Origin of the sequence: Pseudomonas batumici (assembly GCF_000820515.1) — a bacterium.
Classification (GTDB): domain Bacteria; phylum Pseudomonadota; class Gammaproteobacteria; order Pseudomonadales; family Pseudomonadaceae; genus Aquipseudomonas; species Aquipseudomonas batumici.
The window spans coordinates 45,879-64,155 of the sequence record NZ_JXDG01000006.1 but is presented as its reverse complement, the minus strand read 5'-3'; the positions used below and the strand labels follow the sequence as shown (position 1 = coordinate 64,155).

16 protein-coding genes are annotated in these 18,277 nt (G+C 60.9%); 10 read left to right on the top strand and 6 right to left on the bottom strand.

What is annotated here, in order from left to right; all coding sequences use genetic code 11:
• From UCMB321_RS03520 to UCMB321_RS03510, 3 genes are all read left to right on the top strand, one after another.
• Window positions 1-2,409: hypothetical protein (locus UCMB321_RS03520; RefSeq protein ID WP_040063906.1), on the top strand; the 2,409-nt coding region annotated here is incomplete at its 5' end.
• Window positions 2,400-3,353 carry a hypothetical protein gene (locus tag UCMB321_RS31310; protein ID WP_245220709.1) on the top strand — a complete coding sequence of 318 codons (954 nt, stop codon included), beginning with the start codon at window positions 2,400-2,402 and terminating at the stop codon, window positions 3,351-3,353. The genes UCMB321_RS03520 and UCMB321_RS31310, both read left to right, overlap by 10 nt.
• Window positions 3,354-3,633: 280 nt before the next feature.
• Window positions 3,634-4,797 carry an ATP-binding protein gene (locus UCMB321_RS03510; RefSeq protein WP_040063900.1) on the top strand — a complete coding sequence of 388 codons (1,164 nt, stop codon included), beginning with the start codon at window positions 3,634-3,636 and terminating at the stop codon, window positions 4,795-4,797.
• A 36-nt stretch (window positions 4,798-4,833) separates the two neighbouring features.
• Here the strand turns inward: UCMB321_RS03510 and UCMB321_RS03505 are convergent, their stop codons facing one another.
• Together UCMB321_RS03505 and UCMB321_RS03500 are read right to left on the bottom strand one after the other, a co-directional pair.
• Entirely contained in the window at window positions 4,834-5,724 is an 891-nt protein-coding gene (locus tag UCMB321_RS03505) for an esterase/lipase family protein (protein WP_040063897.1), read from the bottom strand.
• 121 nt (window positions 5,725-5,845) lie between these two features.
• Window positions 5,846-7,915: an AsmA family protein gene (locus tag UCMB321_RS03500; RefSeq protein WP_040063895.1), complete on the bottom strand. Its 2,070-nt coding sequence runs from the start codon at window positions 7,913-7,915 to the stop codon at window positions 5,846-5,848.
• Window positions 7,916-8,276: 361 nt separating this feature from the next.
• Here UCMB321_RS03500 and UCMB321_RS03495 point away from each other — a divergent pair, with 361 nt between their 5' ends.
• The 7 genes from UCMB321_RS03495 (at window position 8,277) to UCMB321_RS03465 (ending at window position 13,642) form a co-directional block, all read left to right on the top strand.
• A complete protein-coding gene (locus UCMB321_RS03495; RefSeq protein ID WP_040063893.1) occupies window positions 8,277-8,834 on the top strand; it encodes a hypothetical protein in 558 nt (185 codons plus the stop codon).
• A 165-nt stretch (window positions 8,835-8,999) separates the two neighbouring features.
• Window positions 9,000-9,632, top strand: a complete 633-nt coding sequence (locus UCMB321_RS03490; protein ID WP_040063891.1) for a TetR family transcriptional regulator — start codon at window positions 9,000-9,002, stop codon at window positions 9,630-9,632.
• Between the two features lie 346 nt (window positions 9,633-9,978).
• Window positions 9,979-10,479: an urease accessory protein UreE gene (ureE, locus tag UCMB321_RS03485; protein ID WP_040063889.1), complete on the top strand. Its 501-nt coding sequence runs from the start codon at window positions 9,979-9,981 to the stop codon at window positions 10,477-10,479.
• Window positions 10,476-11,150, top strand: a complete 675-nt coding sequence (locus UCMB321_RS03480; RefSeq protein ID WP_040063887.1) for an urease accessory protein UreF — start codon at window positions 10,476-10,478, stop codon at window positions 11,148-11,150. The genes ureE and UCMB321_RS03480 overlap by 4 nt, the downstream gene beginning before the upstream one ends.
• Window positions 11,151-11,159: 9 nt before the next feature.
• Window positions 11,160-11,774: an urease accessory protein UreG gene (ureG, locus tag UCMB321_RS03475; RefSeq protein WP_040063886.1), complete on the top strand. Its 615-nt coding sequence runs from the start codon at window positions 11,160-11,162 to the stop codon at window positions 11,772-11,774.
• A gap of 41 nt (window positions 11,775-11,815) precedes the next feature.
• On the top strand, window positions 11,816-12,388 hold the full coding sequence (locus UCMB321_RS03470) for a HupE/UreJ family protein (protein ID WP_040063884.1): 573 nt from the start codon (window positions 11,816-11,818) through the stop codon (window positions 12,386-12,388).
• Between the two features lie 120 nt (window positions 12,389-12,508).
• Complete coding sequence (locus UCMB321_RS03465; protein WP_040063883.1) at window positions 12,509-13,642, top strand: AGE family epimerase/isomerase; 1,134 nt, start codon at window positions 12,509-12,511, stop codon at window positions 13,640-13,642.
• A 155-nt stretch (window positions 13,643-13,797) separates the two neighbouring features.
• Here UCMB321_RS03465 and UCMB321_RS03460 read toward each other — a convergent pair whose 3' ends face one another.
• The 4 genes from UCMB321_RS03460 to livM all read right to left on the bottom strand — a co-directional run bounded on the left by UCMB321_RS03460 (window position 13,798) and on the right by livM (window position 18,277).
• Entirely contained in the window at window positions 13,798-14,562 is a 765-nt protein-coding gene (locus UCMB321_RS03460) for an SDR family oxidoreductase (protein WP_040063882.1), read from the bottom strand.
• An 829-nt stretch (window positions 14,563-15,391) separates the two neighbouring features.
• Window positions 15,392-16,111 carry an ABC transporter ATP-binding protein gene (locus tag UCMB321_RS03455; protein WP_040063881.1) on the bottom strand — a complete coding sequence of 240 codons (720 nt, stop codon included), beginning with the start codon at window positions 16,109-16,111 and terminating at the stop codon, window positions 15,392-15,394.
• The gene (locus UCMB321_RS03450; protein WP_040063879.1) at window positions 16,108-16,983 is read right to left on the bottom strand and encodes an ABC transporter ATP-binding protein; all 876 of its coding nucleotides are present in this window, start codon (window positions 16,981-16,983) and stop codon (window positions 16,108-16,110) included. Before UCMB321_RS03450 ends, UCMB321_RS03455 begins: the two co-directional genes overlap by 4 nt.
• Window positions 16,976-18,277 (bottom strand): high-affinity branched-chain amino acid ABC transporter permease LivM, encoded by a 1,302-nt coding sequence (gene livM / locus UCMB321_RS03445; protein ID WP_040063877.1) that lies wholly within the window; start codon window positions 18,275-18,277, stop codon window positions 16,976-16,978. Before livM ends, UCMB321_RS03450 begins: the two co-directional genes overlap by 8 nt.

Genomic DNA, 18,277 nt, shown 5'->3' with positions numbered 1-18,277 from the left:
ATCGACCCGCGCCACAAGCCTTTCTTCATGTTGGAGGCCGGGGCACCGGCCATGATGGTCTGGTCGCCAATCCGCTGGAGCGATGCGCAGTTCGACACGGCCCAGACGGATCCGGCGATGCGCGAGCGAGTCATGCGGACCTTTACCCCCGGCATGGCGCCGATGAGTGGGCTGGTCAGGGACATCCATGAATCCATCGGCGATTACATGGACCTCGATGGTTATGGCTGGAGCCAGGATCCCGTTAGCCAGACACCAGACTGGCTCAAGGCCCTTGAGGACATGAGTGTCTGCGAGTTCCAGACCTATGCGGTGGTCGACGACACCTGGGGGGTGTTGCAGGACCTTGCCCGCTTGATCCAAACACAAATGTCCGCTTTCGAGAAACGCCGTAAGCAACGGCGCGACGACTGGGCAATGGCAGGGGTCATCCGCTCGTTAAGCGAAAGTAATTACCAGATTCGTCGAATTTTGCCCGATGCCACGCAGTACGACCTGCTGCAAAAAACATGGAACGAGCATGACAGTGAAACTCGAGCTTATGAACTGGACCTACGGGAACTATCGAAACTCTGGGGCGCCTGGTTCAACACCCTAAACCTTGAAAGCCCCGCGACACTCGCCACAGCCTGTGGTCACTTCGACATCACACAACCTGCTGCACTGGAAGAATTGGGAGAACAATTCGCCCTCGCCTGTGTCGGCCCATCCAGTACCAGCTTTGGGGTAAAGACGCTGGGCCGAGCCCTCGACCCAGATCAGGTAACGAAGAAACCATGGCTGATCTGGGCAGTGATGGGTATTGCACAACGCACCGGCATTTCAGAGATAAAGCGCCTGGTCGACCTGGGTGACGCCCTGGTCGACAATGCACAAGCTTTGCTCAAGCTCGGAAACAAACTGGCCCAAGCGTTGAGCATGATCAACGCCTTTAACAAAAGTGCCGATAACTTGGCGCAGCACAGCCAGATCAAGGCCTCGGACCGGCTACTTGCCGCGTTGAGTCCCGTATTCGCGGCACAAATGCGCAACGCAGAGGACTTGCCTAATAGCATTGCGCGTTTGTATATGGGCTCGGCCTTAAGTCGCAGCCAACAGCGTATCGATATGGTCGCGGCCACGCCAACGCAGATATCGCAATGGTTCAGCGATCTGATGGGAACCCGCCCCCAAGCACCTCCCGAGACGCTACCACCGAAGCCAGTTGCAGGCGCTATCAAAGAAGCATTGCCGTTCCTTCATCTGGTTTCAGTACCGCAGGTGAACAGTGCAACGAAGCCCCTACCGTCGATTGAGCATCTTTTGCGACCGGAAGCGGAATTGAAAAACCTGTTGAAGATGAGCAAGGAGGCTCTACAAGACTCCCCCGTGAAAACCTTGGTTCTGGTGGTGGCTGGGGTCAATTTCTTTTGGGGCGCCAATGATCTCAAAAGTACCCCTTCGATCAAAACTGCAATAAACGGCTTTGGTGGCCTCCTGGGTGTCCTCGCTGCGGGAACAGCGCTTGTACAATCAGGAGCCGAGTCGGAATGGAAAAAAATCGCCAAAGCGTCAGGAGCAGACTCTATTGATTCGAGACGGGCCCTCTCCAGCACCCTAAAAATCGCCTCAGCCCTCGCGTTTACAAATGCCATTATTTCGGCACTCGATATTATAATTTTTGGGAAAGGTGCTCTGGAAGCTTACTCAGCAGGAGACTTTGATGCAGTCGCCGCCAACAGTATTTTAACAATAGTCTCTGGAGCCAATGCTGCAACGTACTTCAAAATTTCCAGAGTTGTTCGTGCAGCACGTGATGCGACGATCATTGGCGATAGCCTTGCGGCCAGCAAACTGATGAGTCGAGTCCCGATTCTTAATCTTTTGACCATCGGTCTTACCCTGGTGATTATTGGTGGCGTTGTTACGCTCGCCTTCGTTCAGGACAGGCCTCTGGAAAAATGGCTCAAAAACACCCGGTTCGGCATTCGGCCAGCGGCGTGGGCCGATGACTACGAGTCGTCCATGATGGAGTTTTACAAAGTAGTATTCCCCATTCACTTCGCAATTCATCGATTCAATGAGATTCACCCCTACAACGGTGCTGTGTCATCCACCTATCTACTCCTTCATTTGACGGGACAACAGGAGTTTCGTGATGACACGATTCGATTCGAGGGCATTGAGATTTGGGGAAGAGGTTATACCCACAAGGAGGCACCTCAAAAAATACTGCTGACTGGGAAGGATTTCCAACCACATATCGGTAGCCGGGTTCCATCAACTCGAGGGGTAAAAACCTATAGACGCATTTATTACACAAACAGTGCAGGTTGGAGCCTGGATAAAATCCAAGGCAAGCTTTTCTACTCACCGCTGGAAGGCCTGACCCTGCCACCCATCGAAATAGAGGAGCTCGCATGGACATGAGCCATCAAACAAGACACATGCCCCTCAGTTGCGACGAAACGCAGCCGACGAGACTCAGTGCCGAAATATCAACGGGCGAGTTACCTATCGAATTATTCATCACCGATGAGCACCAAAACAATTACCTTTCTCTGCAAACCGGAACAGAAACCAATCATGGTCTGATAACTGGAATACTAAGCCTAGGGAGCCTATTTTTTTTCGTGATGGCTATATGGATGGCATTCGATCGCGAGTGGGAAGGTGTTAAACTCATGCTCACCTTGGCCCCTTTGGCATTTATCATTCCATTTTTTTGGGAGACCCGACAAAAACTCCCCTTACCAATAATATTTAACCGCCGTACTCGCGAAGTGTATTTTGAGCACCACGGGAAGATCTATCACACCCCTTGGGATGACATTCAAGCCATTGCCTACGAATTCAATATGACAGGCCTTTATACTGGAGGCACTCACCACGCCTCAATGGAAATACGGGTCCACCATTTAGGCGAGCCAAAAAAAACATTGATGCTGAGCGTTGGGACCCCATTCGGCAAAACGCTAAAAATGCAAAAAGGCTTCTGGGAATATATTCGAGCCTATATGAATAACGGCCCTTGGTTCGACAAGGAGGGTCGCCACTGCGAGTCTGATGACTTTGTGAAAAGTCAGTTGGCGGCTCACCTGAAAGCCTCCGACATCCTGCGCCACCACATCAGAAACATGACTAAAAAAAGGCAAGCTGCCAGCGGTAAGAATTACCTCAGTGGGTTGGATGTACTTTCACTGCTGGTGCATATCGCTTACCACCCAGCACATCGTATTCAGGACCTCACCTACAACATCACCAAACGCCGCTCCCGTAACCGCTGGCCAGAAATCGTCTTGGAACGCCTGCGCCCCGACGGCCCGACTACACGTTTGATCGATCTGGAGCGCGAGCGCGGACTGGAGGTTTAACTCATACGCAGGGTATCAGCGGCTTCTACAGGTCTCGGTCACCATAAAAAACGCCCTGCAAACACCCGCCTGCTTCAGCCGCCAGACATGCTCGACAAACAACCGAATCAGCTCCGCGCCCTTGCCCACCAGCCCCAGATGCGAGCTATAGCGGACGACCAAGCTTTGCCTGGCACACATAAATACGTCCCCTTTTCGCACATAGGATCCGACACGCTGTATACCTACTTTATCTAATTAGGTATAAATTATAGCTGTCATGATATACGAGGATAATACGATGAGTCCGTCACGCCCAATCTTCAAGCGCGAAGCACTGGCAGAGTCGCTTGCCCGCGACTTGGCGGGTGAGTCGTTTGTCGATTACAGCTCGGGATTGTTCTTGGCCGCACCACGCCGCACCGGCAAGAGCACCTTCCTGAGCAACGACTTCATCCCGGAATGCGAGAAGCGAGGATGGTTGGCTGTCTACGTCGATCTGTGGGCAAGCCGTGAAACAGACCCTGCCGACCTGATCTCAGGTGCCATCGGGAGCGCGCTAAGCGAGTTCGATAGCGCCGTGAGCAAAGCGGCGAAGAAAGCCGGCATCGAGAAGATCAACCTTCTTCGCACCCTGAGTTGGGACTTCACCAAATCCCAACTGCCCAGCGGCACAACGCTCGCCAAGGCACTGGAAGTGCTTCACGAAGTCTCTGGGAAGATGGTCATCCTTATCATCGACGAGGCCCAGCATGCGCTCAACAGTGAAAGCGGGGTCAACACAATGTTCGCCCTCAAGGCCGCACGGGATCACCTCAACCGTGGCAACCGCCCGGACGGCCTGCGGCTGGTTTTCACGGGGTCGAGCCGGGACAAGCTGGCAAACCTGGTCCTCAAGAGCAAGCAGCCCTTCTACGGCGCGAACATCACGCCATTCCCACTGCTGGCACACGACTTTGTCGGGTTCGTCACTGATGTGTGGAATCGCCGCCTCGCCGCGACCAACCAGTTCAACATCGAGGATATGGAATATGCATTCCAACGGGTCGGACGCCGCCCCGAGATGCTGAACAAGCTGCTCACAGAAGTCAGCGTCGGTCTAGGCGAAGCCTGCAACCTTGGCGACCTGCTGCGTACAGGCGCTCTCAATCACCAAGCTGGGGCTTGGAGCGACTACGAGAGCGCCTACAACGATCTGTCACCACTTCAACAGGCCGTCCTGGTGGTGATGGCCGAGCGGACGATCGGTAAGCAACCATTCGCCCCTTTCGCGGAGCAAACGCTTCTGGACGTGAATCGGAAGCTGGAGCAGGTCCAGGCAGAGCCAAACGCAACGACCCCGAACGTCCAGAAAGCGCTCGACGTTCTGCGTGAGAAAGAACTGGTCTGGAAGGCGAACCGGGGCGAGTACGCGCTGGAAGACTCATCGATGGCGCAATGGCTGACGAGAGCGGTTCAGCGGTAATCGATACAAAAGCGCATGAGTGACTTGAACAGCCCTTCAGAGACCCGCCTGTTTCAGCCGCCGAGCATGCTCCACAAACAACCGAATCGGCTCCGCGCCTTTACCCACCAGCCCCAGCGACTGGTTGACGATATCGAAGTGGTCCAGCGGATAGTCATCGCCAATGACCGTGCCCAGATGCGAGCTGTAACGACCGACCATACCATCGCACTGCCCGGCCTCACGCACGAAGGTCCTGGCAAACAGCCGGCAACTGCGGTTGGTCGCATCGAACAGATTGCGGCCACGATCCGTGATCCCGGGCTGCAAGGTGCCGGACCAGGAGTAGTAACGCACACCATTCACCAGCTCATCGCCCTGCCCACCCCAGCTCCGCGGCAATCCTTGCGGGTATTGCCGATTGAACAGCGCGACGCCTTCGCTGGTCAGCGACTGGTGTGAAGCCGGCAGGTCCAGGGGCAGGCTCAGCCCGTGATGGCCGGTGTCCAGCCAACCCATCACCCGCGCCACGACACAAAGCAACAGGCTGAGCAGACGGGCACGCAGCTCCTCACGTGGATAGTGCTTGTCAAAATAGTCCGCCAGCTCCGAACCATGATTGGGACCGGCGACCGAGGTCACCGAGGCCACCCACTCCGGCCGCTTCGCCGCCGCATAACGGGCGGTCAGCGCGCCCTGGCTATGGCCGATCAGGTTGACCTTGTCGGCCCCGGTATCGCGGCGGATCTGCTCGATCCGCGCCAGCAACTGTTCACCGCGAACCTCGTTGGAATGCAGCGGCGAGACCGCCACCGGAAACACCTGCGCCCCACCGCGCCGCAACGCCGGGACGATCCCGTACCAATAGGGGAAAAACACCAGGCGGACAAAACCCAACATACCCGGCACCAGCACCAACGGATAACGTGTAGCAAGTTCCTGCGACATCCCGTGAGCATCCATGAAGGTCAAAAGCCAACGCCTGGCTTGCACTGCGAAGGTCAAAGCATCGGCATTGAAGATGACAAATGCAGTGTGGCGAGCAGGCCCGCCGGTGCCGGGCCGTGCGTCAGCCCTTCACCGTCTTCGGCGTCTTGCCCGCCTTCATCTGTTGCAACAACGGCGCGCACTGGTTCGGTACATCACCACTGGGCGCCACCAACGCCAGCAGCCCCGCCGCCGGCCCGGCAATCACACCCAGGGCCGCCATGGCCGCGCCGCGCAACATCAACGGTACCGCCTGCACACCGGCATCGGGCTTGATGAACGGGCCCCGCACGTACAAGGGCGAGCGCAAGGACAACAGACGCAGGCCCTTGGATTCAGGGGTGACCTTCAGGTCCAGCTGTTCGTTGGCAAAGTTGGCCGTGCCATTGATGTAGATGATCGCGTTCTCGGTATCGAAGACAAACAGCCGGCTGGTCGCCAGGCCGCTCTTGATCCCCAGGTCCGCCGCCGCGCAGTTGATCTTCACTTCCTTGTCGCCAAAGATTTTCCCGACCACGTAGTTGCCCACGTTGAGCCCGGCGATCTCCATCAGCCCGCGGCTGATGGCGCCATCGTTGACCAGCATCTTCAGGTCGCCATTGGAGCTGCCGAACAATTTCGCCACCGAATTCCCGGTGCCCGTGATATCCGCGTCGCCATTGAGCTCGCCGAAGCTGGTCTGCATCGGCTCGAAAGTGGGAAACAGCTGCTTGAGCTTGAAGTTGCGCGCCGTCAGCTTGGCCCGGCCCTGCATCGGCGTACTGCGGCCGTCGAGGTGGATCTGCGCATCGAGTTTGCCACCCGCCACGCCAAAACGCAGGGGCTCAAGGCTCAGCTCGCCGTCGGTGAGCACCAGGTGGGTATAGAGGTCGGTGAACGGCAGTTCGCTGCTGTGGACGATGCGCTTGCCGGTGAACTCGACATCGGCATCCATGTCGCGCCAGCGCTCGGTACGGAACTCTTCCACCGGCAGCAGCTTGTCCGCCGGCTGTTTGCTTTCGCCGCCACGGGCCTTCTGCTTGGCGTTGGAGTCGGCGCCGATCAGGGGGGCCAGGTCGGTCATCAGCAGTTGGTTGGACACCAGGGTACCGCTGAGCTTGGGGCGCGGCTGACTCGCCACATAAACGAGGTCGCCGTGAATATCACTGGTGCCGATCTTGCCGTTGAAGTTCTCGTAGGTGAACACGGCCCCGGCGGGATCGCGCAGCTTGGCGATCAGATGACCGTCGGTCTCATACGCCGGCGAAGCCGGCAGGGTGACACCAGTCAGCGGGTACAGGTTGCCCAGGCTGCTGCCGGACAGGGTCAGGCGCAGGTCGAGGGCGCCAAGGTTGCGTGGGTCGGTCAGGGTCCCGGCGACGGCGATCCGGGTGTCGGCGACCTTCACGTCCGCCTGCACCGGAAAGGGTTTGGCGGCGTCCTGCAAGGCCAGCAGGCCGCCGATCTTGCCGCTGCCGGCAAGGTTCTGGCCGTGGTACTGGCCTTTGACCTTCAGCGCAAAGGCATAGTCCTGGGGGGCCGAACCCTTCTCCAGGGCCTTTTTCGCCGCCTTGTCACCGACGATATCGCCGAACGGAATGGACTTGCCCAACGGATCGATCACCACCTCGAGGCGGGCTTTCTGGCTCTGGTCGTCGAGGCTGACATGCCCCTTGTCAAAGCCGATGGCACCGATATCCACCACCCAGCTGGAGGGTTCGGCATTCGGGTCCTTGGGATCGAGCTGGAAGGTCCAGCTGGCGCTGCCATCGGCCAGGCGTTCGAGGTTGGCATCGGGCTCGGTCAGGTCGATGCGCGGGATGACCACCTGCCGCGCCAGCAGCGGAAGCGGTGAAAGACGCAGCTCGACACGCTTGAGCGTGACCATCTGCGGGTTCTTCGCCCAGTCCGGATTGCCCAGGGTCAGGTCCTCGGCGATCAGATGGGGCCAGGGCACCCAGGCCCGCCAACCGCCCTCGTCCACTTCGCGTTGCCAGCGCAGGGCCAGGTCGCCATTGATGGCGAAGGGGCGATGGAGGATGGCCGACACCTTGGCATTGATCGGTGGCTTGATCCGGTTCCAATCGAACAGGGCAATGCTGGCGACCAGCGCCACCAGCAGGAGGATGAGGCTGGCACCGGTCCAGGCAAGAATCTTTCGAGTGCGCGTCATTGCACAGGGCTCCTGATAACGGCTGGCGTTCAAAACTCGACGCATTATGCCTTTACGACCGGCAAACGCTCGACAAGGTTTAATGCCATTCCCCCCGAATCAGGACCGCCACCCGACGGCTGGACCTGACCGATCCGCCAGCTTTTTGTTCCCGTCACGCACTCGTGTGGCGCAGCAGTGGGTCGAAAATACCCATCACAGGGCAAAGGTAACGCTCTGCAAGCCCCGGTCTAGAGGGCTTTGGGTAGAACCATCAATTCCGTTGATTATTACCATTGTGCTTATGAACTTTTATATCGATTTTGCAGGCGTAGCATTGGCTTCGTACCCACTTTGTCGCCCTCCTACGGAGCAACCGATCATGAAACGCCCATTACTTCTCAGCCTCACCCTTGCCGTCCTGACTGCCAATGCCTACGCCTTGCCAGCCCGTGAACAAGCCGCGCCACAAGCTCAGGCCAGCCATGCAGCTGCCAGCCAGGTCCTGAATACCTTGGCTGCCGATGGCTCTGATCACACCTACGCCGGCAAGCAGAGCGAGACCCTCGGCGAGAACGGCTCTGACCGCACCCCACTGGGTCAGGCTTTGGCTGCCGATGGCTCCGCCCACACCACCTTCAACAAGAAGAATGGCGACACCGTCAGCGAAAACGGTTCTGACCGCACCCCACTGGGTCAGGCTTTGGCTGCCGATGGCTCCGCTCACACCACCTTCAACAAGAAGAATGGCGACACCGTCAGCGAAAACGGTTCTGACCGCACCCCACTGGGTCAATCCCTGGCTGCCGATGGTTCCAATCACACCGCTATCGGCAAGAGTGGCGAAGTCGCCGAAGGCGGTCGTGCTCGCCTGGAAGAGAAAGGCCTGGCCGAAGGCGGCGGTGACCGTGTAATCGAACGCAACAAAACCGTGAGCTAAGCCCTTGGCTGCCTGGAACAAAGCCCGGTCCCCTGGATCGGGCTTTGATATTTCAGGGTCCTGAACATTCGCAGTCCCCCGCAATTTCCCCCTCTCCCGGTTCGACGCCGGCAAAGCTGATTTGCTAGAGTGCGCCGCTCTCTTCATCCAGAAAATACCCTTGCGATGCTGCCCCGCGCCGAACAGAAACAACAGACTCGACATGCGCTCATGGACGCTGCCCGGCACCTGATGGAATCCGGCCGAGGCTTCGGCAGCCTGAGCCTGCGGGAAGTGGCAAAGACCGCCGGGATCGTGCCCACCGGCTTCTATCGGCATTTCGACGACATGGACCAGCTCGGCCTGGCCCTGGTGCGCGAAGTGGGCCAGACCTTCCGAGAAACCATCCGCCTGGTGCGCCACAACGAGTTCGTCATGGGCGGCATCATCGATGCGTCGGTGCGCATCTTTCTCGATGTGGTGGCGGCCAATCGCTCGCAGTTCCTGTTCCTCGCCCGCGAGCAATACGGCGGCTCGCTGCCAGTGCGCCAGGCCATCGGCGCGCTGCGGGAGAACATCAGCGCGGACCTGGCGACCGACCTGGGCCTGATGCCCAAGCTCGACCACCTGGACCCGGCCGGGCTGACGGTCATCGCCGACCTGATCGTCAAGAGCGTGTTCGCCACCCTGCCGGACATCATCGACCCGCCCTGTGCGCCCCTGCCGGAACACCTGACACCCCAGGCCAAGATCACCCAGCAACTGCGCTTCATCTTTATCGGGCTGAAGCATTGGCAAGGGCTGGGCAGCACCGAGTAGCCGGGCCGGGTGCCTTGCACCCGGATCGCCAGCAAGCCGGCTCCTACAAACTTCACACCGCGCCAAGATCCAGCATGTCGCATCCCACGCCGACACGACGCGACCTTGGCGTTGAAACGCGGGCCTGTGGGAACGGCCGGTCGACGCTCGATTGCCGGCGATGAGGCCCGCAAGGCACCACAAAAGCGCATCGATACCACTTGCGCACCATCTTGAAACATCTCGAAACATGACTAGGCTCCCCTTTCAGGCGCCAAGCGTTTTCTGACGGGGCTTTCCTACGTGGCGAGCGATTGGCAAGCCCCTTGCTCTAGCTCTAGCATCGCTCATTGCCGGAAGCCTCCTGATGTTGGTGATTCATCGCAGAATCGAACCTCAATCCACCTGGGCCGCCGAGCTGCACCTGAACTTCGAAGCCCGGAGCAAAAGTCGCCTGCGCTGTTTCAGTGCCGACGGCGAGGATGTAGGACTGTTCCTCGAACGCGGCCAGCCCCCGCTGTACGACGGTGAATGTCTGGAGGCCGAGGACGGGCGCATCGTGCGGGTGTGCGCACGCCCCGAACACCTGCTGCACGTCACCTGCCGCAACGCCTTCGAACTGACCCGCGCCGCCTACCATCTGGGCAACCGCCATGTCGCCCTGCAAGTCGGCGACGGTTGGCTGCGGCTGCTCGACGACTACGTGCTCAAGGCCATGCTCGAACAGCTCGGTGCCCACGCCGAAACCCTCGAGGCCCCCTTCCAGCCGGAACACGGTGCCTACGGCGGCGGCCACCATCACTCCCGCCACGGCGACGAAGACTTCAACTACCCGCCGCGCCTGCACCAGTTCGGTGTGCGCCCATGAGCCCGGCCTGGGCGCTGTTGCGCCTGGCCAGCCCACAACTGCCCATCGGCGGCTACAGCTACTCCCAGGGCCTGGAAATGGCCGTGGAACAGGCCCGGGTCAAGGACGCCGACAGCGCCCGACGCTGGATCGCCGATCAACTACTGCTCAACCTGGCTCGCTTCGAAGCGCCGCTGCTGCTCGCCCATTGCCACGCCGCAAAGGACGAGGACTGGGCCGGGTTGAAACAACGCTGCGAGGAACACCGCGCCAGCCGCGAAACCCGCGAGCTGTATCAGGAAAGCCGGCAGATGGGCTATTCCCTGCAGCAATTGCTCGGCGGCCTGCCGGAGCTGGATGACGCCGCCCGCAGCTTCCTTGCACAGCAAGCCGAACCCCACCTGGCCCTGGGCTGGGCCCTGGCCGCCCGCGCCTGGCGGATCGCCCCCCAGGATGCCCTGGCCGCCTGGCTCTGGAGTTGGCTGGAAAACCAACTGGCCGTGCTGATGAAAACCCTGCCGCTGGGCCAGCAAGCCGCCCAGCGCCTGACCAGCGAATTGCTGCCCCTGCTGCAACAGGCCCAGCAAGCCGCCACGGCCCAGGATCTTCAATCCATCGGCAGCGCCACCTTCGGCCTGTCCCTGGCGTGCATGGCCCATGAGCGCCAGTACAGCCGCCTGTTTCGTTCCTAGGAGAGCATGATGAACGCACAACCCCTGCGCGTCGGTATCGGCGGCCCGGTGGGCTCCGGCAAGACCGCCCTGACCCTGGCCCTGTGCCTGGCCCTGCGCGACCGCTACAACCTGGCGGTGGTGACCAACGATATCTACACCCGCGAAGACGCCGACTTCCTGGTCCGCAACGAGGCCCTGGCCCCGGAGCGGATCATCGGCGTGGAAACCGGCGGCTGCCCGCACACCGCGATTCGCGAAGATGCCTCGATCAACCTCGAAGCGGTGGACCAGTTGAACCGCCGCTTCCCGGGGCTCGACCTGATCCTGGTGGAGTCCGGCGGCGATAACCTCTCGGCCACCTTCAGCCCGGAACTCTCCGACCTGACCCTCTACGTGATCGATGTCTCGGCCGGCGACAAGCTGCCCCGCAAGGGCGGACCGGGGATCTGCAAGTCCGACCTGCTGGTGATCAACAAGATCGACCTGGCGCCGCTGGTGGGCGCGTCCCTGGAGATGATGGACAGCGACACCCGACGCATGCGCGGCGACAAACCCTTTGTCTTCAGCAACCAGAAGACCGGGCTTGGCCTGGAGGCGATCGTCGCCTTTATCGAGCGCCAGGGCCTGCTGACGGCGGCCTGATGCCGGGCACACATCTCTTTCAACCACCAGGAATCCTCTCCATGACCTTGAAGAAAATCCTCGGCACCCTCGCCCTGCTGCTCGCCCCCGCCGTCGCCTTCGCCCACCCCGGCCATGGCGACAGCGGCTGGATGGCTGGCGTCAGCCATCCGGTCAGCGGCATCGATCATTTGCTGGCAATGGTTGCGGTCGGCCTGTGGGCGGCCCAGCAACAAGGCACCGCGCGCTGGGCGCTGCCCTGCACCTTTGTAGCCACCATGCTGATCGGTGGGGTGCTGGGTTTCGAGGGGTTGGCGTTACCGGCGCTGGAAAGCGGGATCGCCGCTTCGGTCCTGGCCCTGGGCCTGGCCGTGGCGTTGACGGTACGGCCACCTTTGGCCGTGGCGATAGCGGCGACGGCGCTGTTTGCCCTGTTCCACGGTGTGGCCCACGGTCTTGAGCTACCGGACATGTCGAGCCCGTGGACCTACGCGGCCGGTTTCGTGGGCGCGACCGCAACCCTGCATGCGCTGGGTTATGGAGTGGTGCGGGTGTTGCCGCAGGCTGCCGCGCCCTTGGTGCGACTGGCCGGTGTAGCGTCGGCGGCGACCGGCGTATGGTTGCTGGCGGGCTAGAGCATTTTCCCCAGTGGTAACCGGACTTTGTGGCGAGCGGGCTCGCCACAAGGAACAGCATCGTCCGTTACCGCCTGCTAACATGTCGCGCAACCGCCCTTGCCCTGACGACGCCAGCCGATGCCCGATGTTTCCAGCTCCGCCTCCACGCCTGAATTGAACGCATTGTTCAATACCGTGCAAGACCACTTCCGCCAAGTCATCGTACCGCTGTGGCAAGGCCCCGGCTGGAACGCCGACATGGCGCTGCCCGTTGAGGCGCTGGACGCCAAGCATCGGCCGCTGCCCCCACAACGCTATCGCGCCATGGCCTGCGCCCGGCAGTTGTATCTGTTCTCCAGCCTGATGGGCGATGCCGCCTTCCCGGCCGCGGGCGAACGTGCCAGCGCGCTGTTCCGCTCGCTGCAACGGCATTTCCACGATGCCGAGCACGGCGGCTGGTTCTACAGCATCGACCCGCAAGGCGCGCCGCTGGACACGCGCAAGGATCTCTACACCCACGCGTTCATTCTCTTCGCCTGTGCCCATTACTGGGCCAAGGTGCGCGAGCCACTGGTGGAGTCGGTGCTCAACGCCGCCCTGGAAGTGATCGCGGTGCGCTTCGCCAACGGCGACGGCCTGTACGAGGCCAGCCTGGATCGCGACTGGTCGCCGCTGGGCAGCGGGCCGTTGCAGAACCCGCTGATGCACCTGGCCGAAGCCTTCCTGGCGACCTTGTCGGTACGTGAAGATGCCGTCACCCAGGGCGCACTGCTCGCCCTGGCCGCCGGCATGCAGCAACGCTTTATCGACCGCCGCCACGGCGTGATGCTGGAGAAACCGCTGGGGGCTGTGGATAACTGGTTCGAACCGGGCCATCAGTTCGAATGGCTGTTCCTGCTGGAATCATCGCCCTTGCTACGCGGTACCGCGCTGCACGGATCGCTGGATCGCGCGTTCGACTTCGCCGAGCAGTCGGGGGTCGACCCGCAAAGCGGCGCAGTCAGCGCCATGCTCGACAGCGACGGCACCCTGCGCGATGGCACCCGGCGTATCTGGGCCCAGGCCGAATACCTGCGGGCGCTGACCTTGCGTGTGGATAACTCGGCGCGCTTGCAGCGCCAGCTACAGGCCTTGCAACAGCACTTCATGCACAAGGGCGGCTGGTACGAATGCCTGGACGCGACGGGGGCGGTCAGCCGCGAGGACATGCCGTCGACCACGCCTTATCACCTGGCAACCTGCCTGAGTGGCCTGGCCGCCTATTTCGCCTGAGGCTTGCACATTGTAGGAGCCGGCTTGCCGGCGATGGCGTCAGTTCAGACAGCGCAAGGCTCAAGGGCCTCATCGCCGGCAATCGAGCGTCGACCGGCCGCTCCTACAGGTTTTGTGGCGGCTTCAAAGCCTTATTCTCACTACAAGAACTGATCTCAGCCCTTGTCACGCTCGATGGCAAACCCGCTCCAGGTCTGGCTCACCGGCATCAGCTCGAGGCTGTTGATGTTGACGTGGGCCGGAGTGTTGAGCACCCAGAAGATCGTCTCGGCGATGTCCTGCGGCTGGATCGGCTCGGCACCGGCATAGGTCGCATCGTAACGCGCCTGGTCACCGGCAAAGCGCACCAGCGAGAACTCGCTTTCACACAGGCCCGGCTCGATATTCGTCACCCGTACCCCCGTGCCCTGCAGGTCGCAGCGCAGGTTCAGGGAGAACTGTTTGACGAACGCCTTGCTCGCACCATAGACATGGCTGCCCGGATACGGATAGTTACCGGCAATCGAACCCAGGTTGACGATCCCCGCCCCACGGCCATGGGCGATCAGGCGCGGCAACAGCAGACGGGTGCTGTACATCAGGCCCTTGATGTTGGTGTCGACCATGGTGTCCCAATCGTCCAGGTCGCACTTGGGCGCCGGATCGACCCCCAGGGCCAGGCCCGCGTTGTTGATCAGCCCGCGCAGCGTGGCGAAGCTCGGCGGCAGGTTGGCGATGGCCGCTTCCATGGCCTTGCGGTCGCGCACATCCAGCACCAGGCCATGCACTTCTGTCTGCTGCGACAGCTCCGCGCACAAGGCCTTCAGGCGCTCCTCGCGACGGCCCGTGAGCACCAGCTTCCAGCCGGCCTCGGCAAAACGACGGGCACAGGCCTCGCCAAAACCGGAAGTCGCGCCCGTGATAAACAACGTCGATGTCATTGAGTTCTCCTTGCTCGGCCCGCTGGCCACCAGAAATGAATACGGTCGTTGCACAAGCATGCCTCAACACCGGCCAGCGAAGAAATGGAATCTTGCAGGCAGCCGCCTGTACAAAAAATGATCACCAGCAGCAAAGCCAGGCAAGACGTGGCCTGGAGCCTGATGTACGCACCTTATCCACAGCCCCGTCCACAGTATCCGGGGGCAACTCGAAAACCCTCCAATCCGCTGTAGACAAGGCTTTCAGCGCGATTTCAAAAGTTTTTCCCTTGACCTCGGAACAGGCGGTGTGCAGCCCGGGATGAAAAGGCCACTGTGGATGATTCCAGCTCAGTGGCTCCAGGCCAGTAATTACGCCGCCCAGGGAGTTGTTTCCAGAGTTTGCCCACAGAGTTATCCACAGGCTGTACAGAGGGATGGCCGGGCGCAAGGCGTGACAATATACCTGTTGACAAAACCGCTCGGCGCGTTGCAAAACAGTACTGATCAAAAAATAACCAACGCTCTGCAAGCCACGGTTTAAAAGGCTTCCAGCCAGCTACTCCCACGTTACCCACAGCCGCCTCCACAGCAAACGGGGACAAGTCAAAACGATGACAAAACAACCGTTTGCAGCGGTTTCATGTCGCACTTTGGCAGGTTGTGTGGATGGTTTTCCACAATTTCGGGTTGACACTGTGGACAATCAAAAAACGCCCCGGATCCGAGGATCACGGGGCGTTTCAGGGGGCTGCAATACCTGTGATGAGGCCTTGAAAGGCGATGCAAGCCTCCAGGGCCTCATCGCCGGCAAGCCGGCTCCCACAGTGACCGCGTCAGGTCACGGCACTCAATGCCCGCCCAGGTAGGCGTTACGCACCTCCTCGTTGACCAGCAGCTCCTTGCCACTACCGCTCAGGCGAATCTCGCCGTTGACCATCACGTAGGCCCGGTCCGACAGGCGCAACGCATGGTTGGCATTCTGCTCCACCAGGAAGATGGTCATGCCCGAGGCCGCCAGCTCGCGCAGGGTGGCGAAGATCTGCTTCACCACGATCGGCGCCAGCCCCAGGCTCGGCTCATCCAGCAACAGCAACTTGGGCCGGCTCATCAGCGCCCGGGCAATGGCCAGCATCTGCTGCTCGCCGCCGGACATGGTCATTGCCCGCTGGTTGCGGCGCTCCTTGAGCCGCGGAAACAACTCGAACATGCGCTGCATGTCCTCGTCGACGAACCGGTCGCCAATGGGGATGGTGCCCATCTGCAGGTTCTCTTCTACGGTCATGTCCGGGAACACCCGACGGCCTTCCGGCGACTGGGCGATGCCGTTGGAGGCGATGTAGTGGGACGACTTGTGGGTAATGTCGACCCCCTGGTAGATGATCTCCCCGGCGGCGGCCCGCGGCTGGCCGAAGATCGACATCAGCAGCGTCGACTTGCCCGCGCCGTTGGAGCCGATCAGGCTGACGGTTTCGCCTTCGTTGATGTGCAACGAGACCTTTTTCAGGGCCTGGATCGGTCCGTAGAACACTTCCAGGTTCTTCAGTTCGAGGATAGGTTGACCCTTCATACCAGCTCCTCTTCTTCGGCACCCAGGTAGGCGGCAATCACTTTCGGGTCGTTGCGGATGGCTTCCGGGTCTCCCTCGGCAATCACGTTGCCATGGTCCAGCACCACGATGTGGTCGGAAATGCTCATGACCATGCCCATGTCGTGCTCGATCAGCACCACGGTCAGGTCGTGCTCGTCGCGCAGCAACCGGATCATCGCGCTCAGCGCTTCGGTTTCCTGCGGGTTGAGGCCCGCCGCCGGTTCGTCGAGGCAGATGATCCGCGGCCGCGTGCACATGGCCCGGGCGATCTCCAGGCGGCGTTGCTGGCCGTAGGACAGCTCGCCGGCCAGTCGGTTGGCGCAGTCCGCCAGGTCCACCACTTCCAGCCAGTAGAACGCGGTGTCCAGGGCGTCGCTTTCCGCCTTGCGGTAGCCCTTGGTGTTGAGGATACCGGCAAGCATGTTGCGGTTGACCCACATGTGCTGGGCCACCAGCAGGTTCTCCACCACCGACATTTCCTTGAACAGGCGAATGTTCTGGAAGGTCCGGGCCAGGCCCTCGCGGTTCACCAGATGGGTGCCGCCGAAACTCTTGTAGTAGAGCCGGCGGGCCAAGGTTCTCGGCGAAAGGAAATCGCTCAGGCGAAAGGTCTCGCCCAGTAGCTGGATCACGTTGGTGCGCTTGTCGCGCACATTGAGTTCGATCTTGCCGCCGGTGGCCTTGTAGAACCCGGTCAGGCAGTTGAACACCGTGGTCTTGCCCGCGCCGTTGGGGCCGATCAGGGCAAAGATGGAGTTGCGCTTGACCTGCAGGCTGACGTCGCTGAGGGCCTTGATCCCCCCGAAGTGCATCATCAGCTTTTCGACTTTCAGAACGATGTCATTACTCATGGTGAGCCCCTCCAGCCAGGGCACCCTTGCGCGGGGTCACCCCGGTACGGCTGATGCGGATCAGGCCACGCGGCCGCCAGATCATCATCAACACCATCAACACGCCGAACAGCAGCACGCGGTACTCGGCGAAGCTGCGCAGCAACTCCGGCGCCACGGTCAGGACAAAGGCCGCCATCACCACGCCGATGGTCGAACCCATGCCGCCCAGGACCACGATGGCGAGGATCAGCGCCGACTCGAAGAAGGTGAAGGACGTCGGGTTGACGAAGCCCTGGTAGGTGGCGAAAAACACCCCGGCCAGACCGGCGGTCGAAGCCCCCAGGGTGAACGCCGAGAGTTTCACCAGCACATGGTTCAGGCCCATGGCGCGGCAGGCGATCTCATCTTCACGCAAGGCCTCCCAGGCGCGCCCCACCGGCATGCGGGTCAGGCGATGCTTGATGTAGAGCACGGCCAGTACCACCACCAACAGCACGCCGTAGATGAAATAGAACTTCACGTCCGGGTTGTAGGCGATGCCGAAGAACTCATGGAAGGGAATCCCGCCGTCCTTCGCCCGCTTGCCGAACTCCAGGCCGAAGAAGGTCGGCAACGGCGCCGGCATGCCGTTCGGACCGCCGGTCAACGACAGCCAGTTGTTGAGGATCAGGCGAATGATCTCGCCGAAACCCAGGGTCACGATGGCCAGGTAGTCGCCGTGCAGGCGCAGTACCGGAAAGCCGAGGATGCAACCCGCCAGCCCGGCGGTGATGGCCGCCAGCGGCAGTACGGTCCAGAACCCCAGCCCCAGGTATTGATAGCCCAGCGCCAGGCCATAGGCACCGATGGCGTAGAACGCCACGTAGCCGAGGTCCAGCAGGCCGGCGAGACCCACCACGATGTTCAGGCCCAGGCCGAGCAGAACGTAGATCAGGCCGAGGATCACCACCCCGAGCAGGTAGGAGTTGGCGAACACCGGAAAGACCAGCGCAATCACGATCATCAGCGGGATGATCCAGCGCAGGCGCGACTTGTAGTCCGGCGCCAGCACATGCACGCCGGAACCGGTGACCTCGAAGCCTTCGAGAATCCGCAGGCCCTTGGCCGTTTGCAGGAACAGGCTCAGGGCAAAGCGGCCAAGCATCACGATAGCCACCAGCCAGGCGACGCGACTGGGTTGCAGGTTGAAGCCGTAGCCCTCCAGGACGACCCCGACGATGGGGCCGAAGACAATCAGTGCGACCAGGCCGGCAAGAATGGCGTCAACCAGGCTTTTTTTGATATCGAGCGATTTTTCAGTGGTTGAGGACAT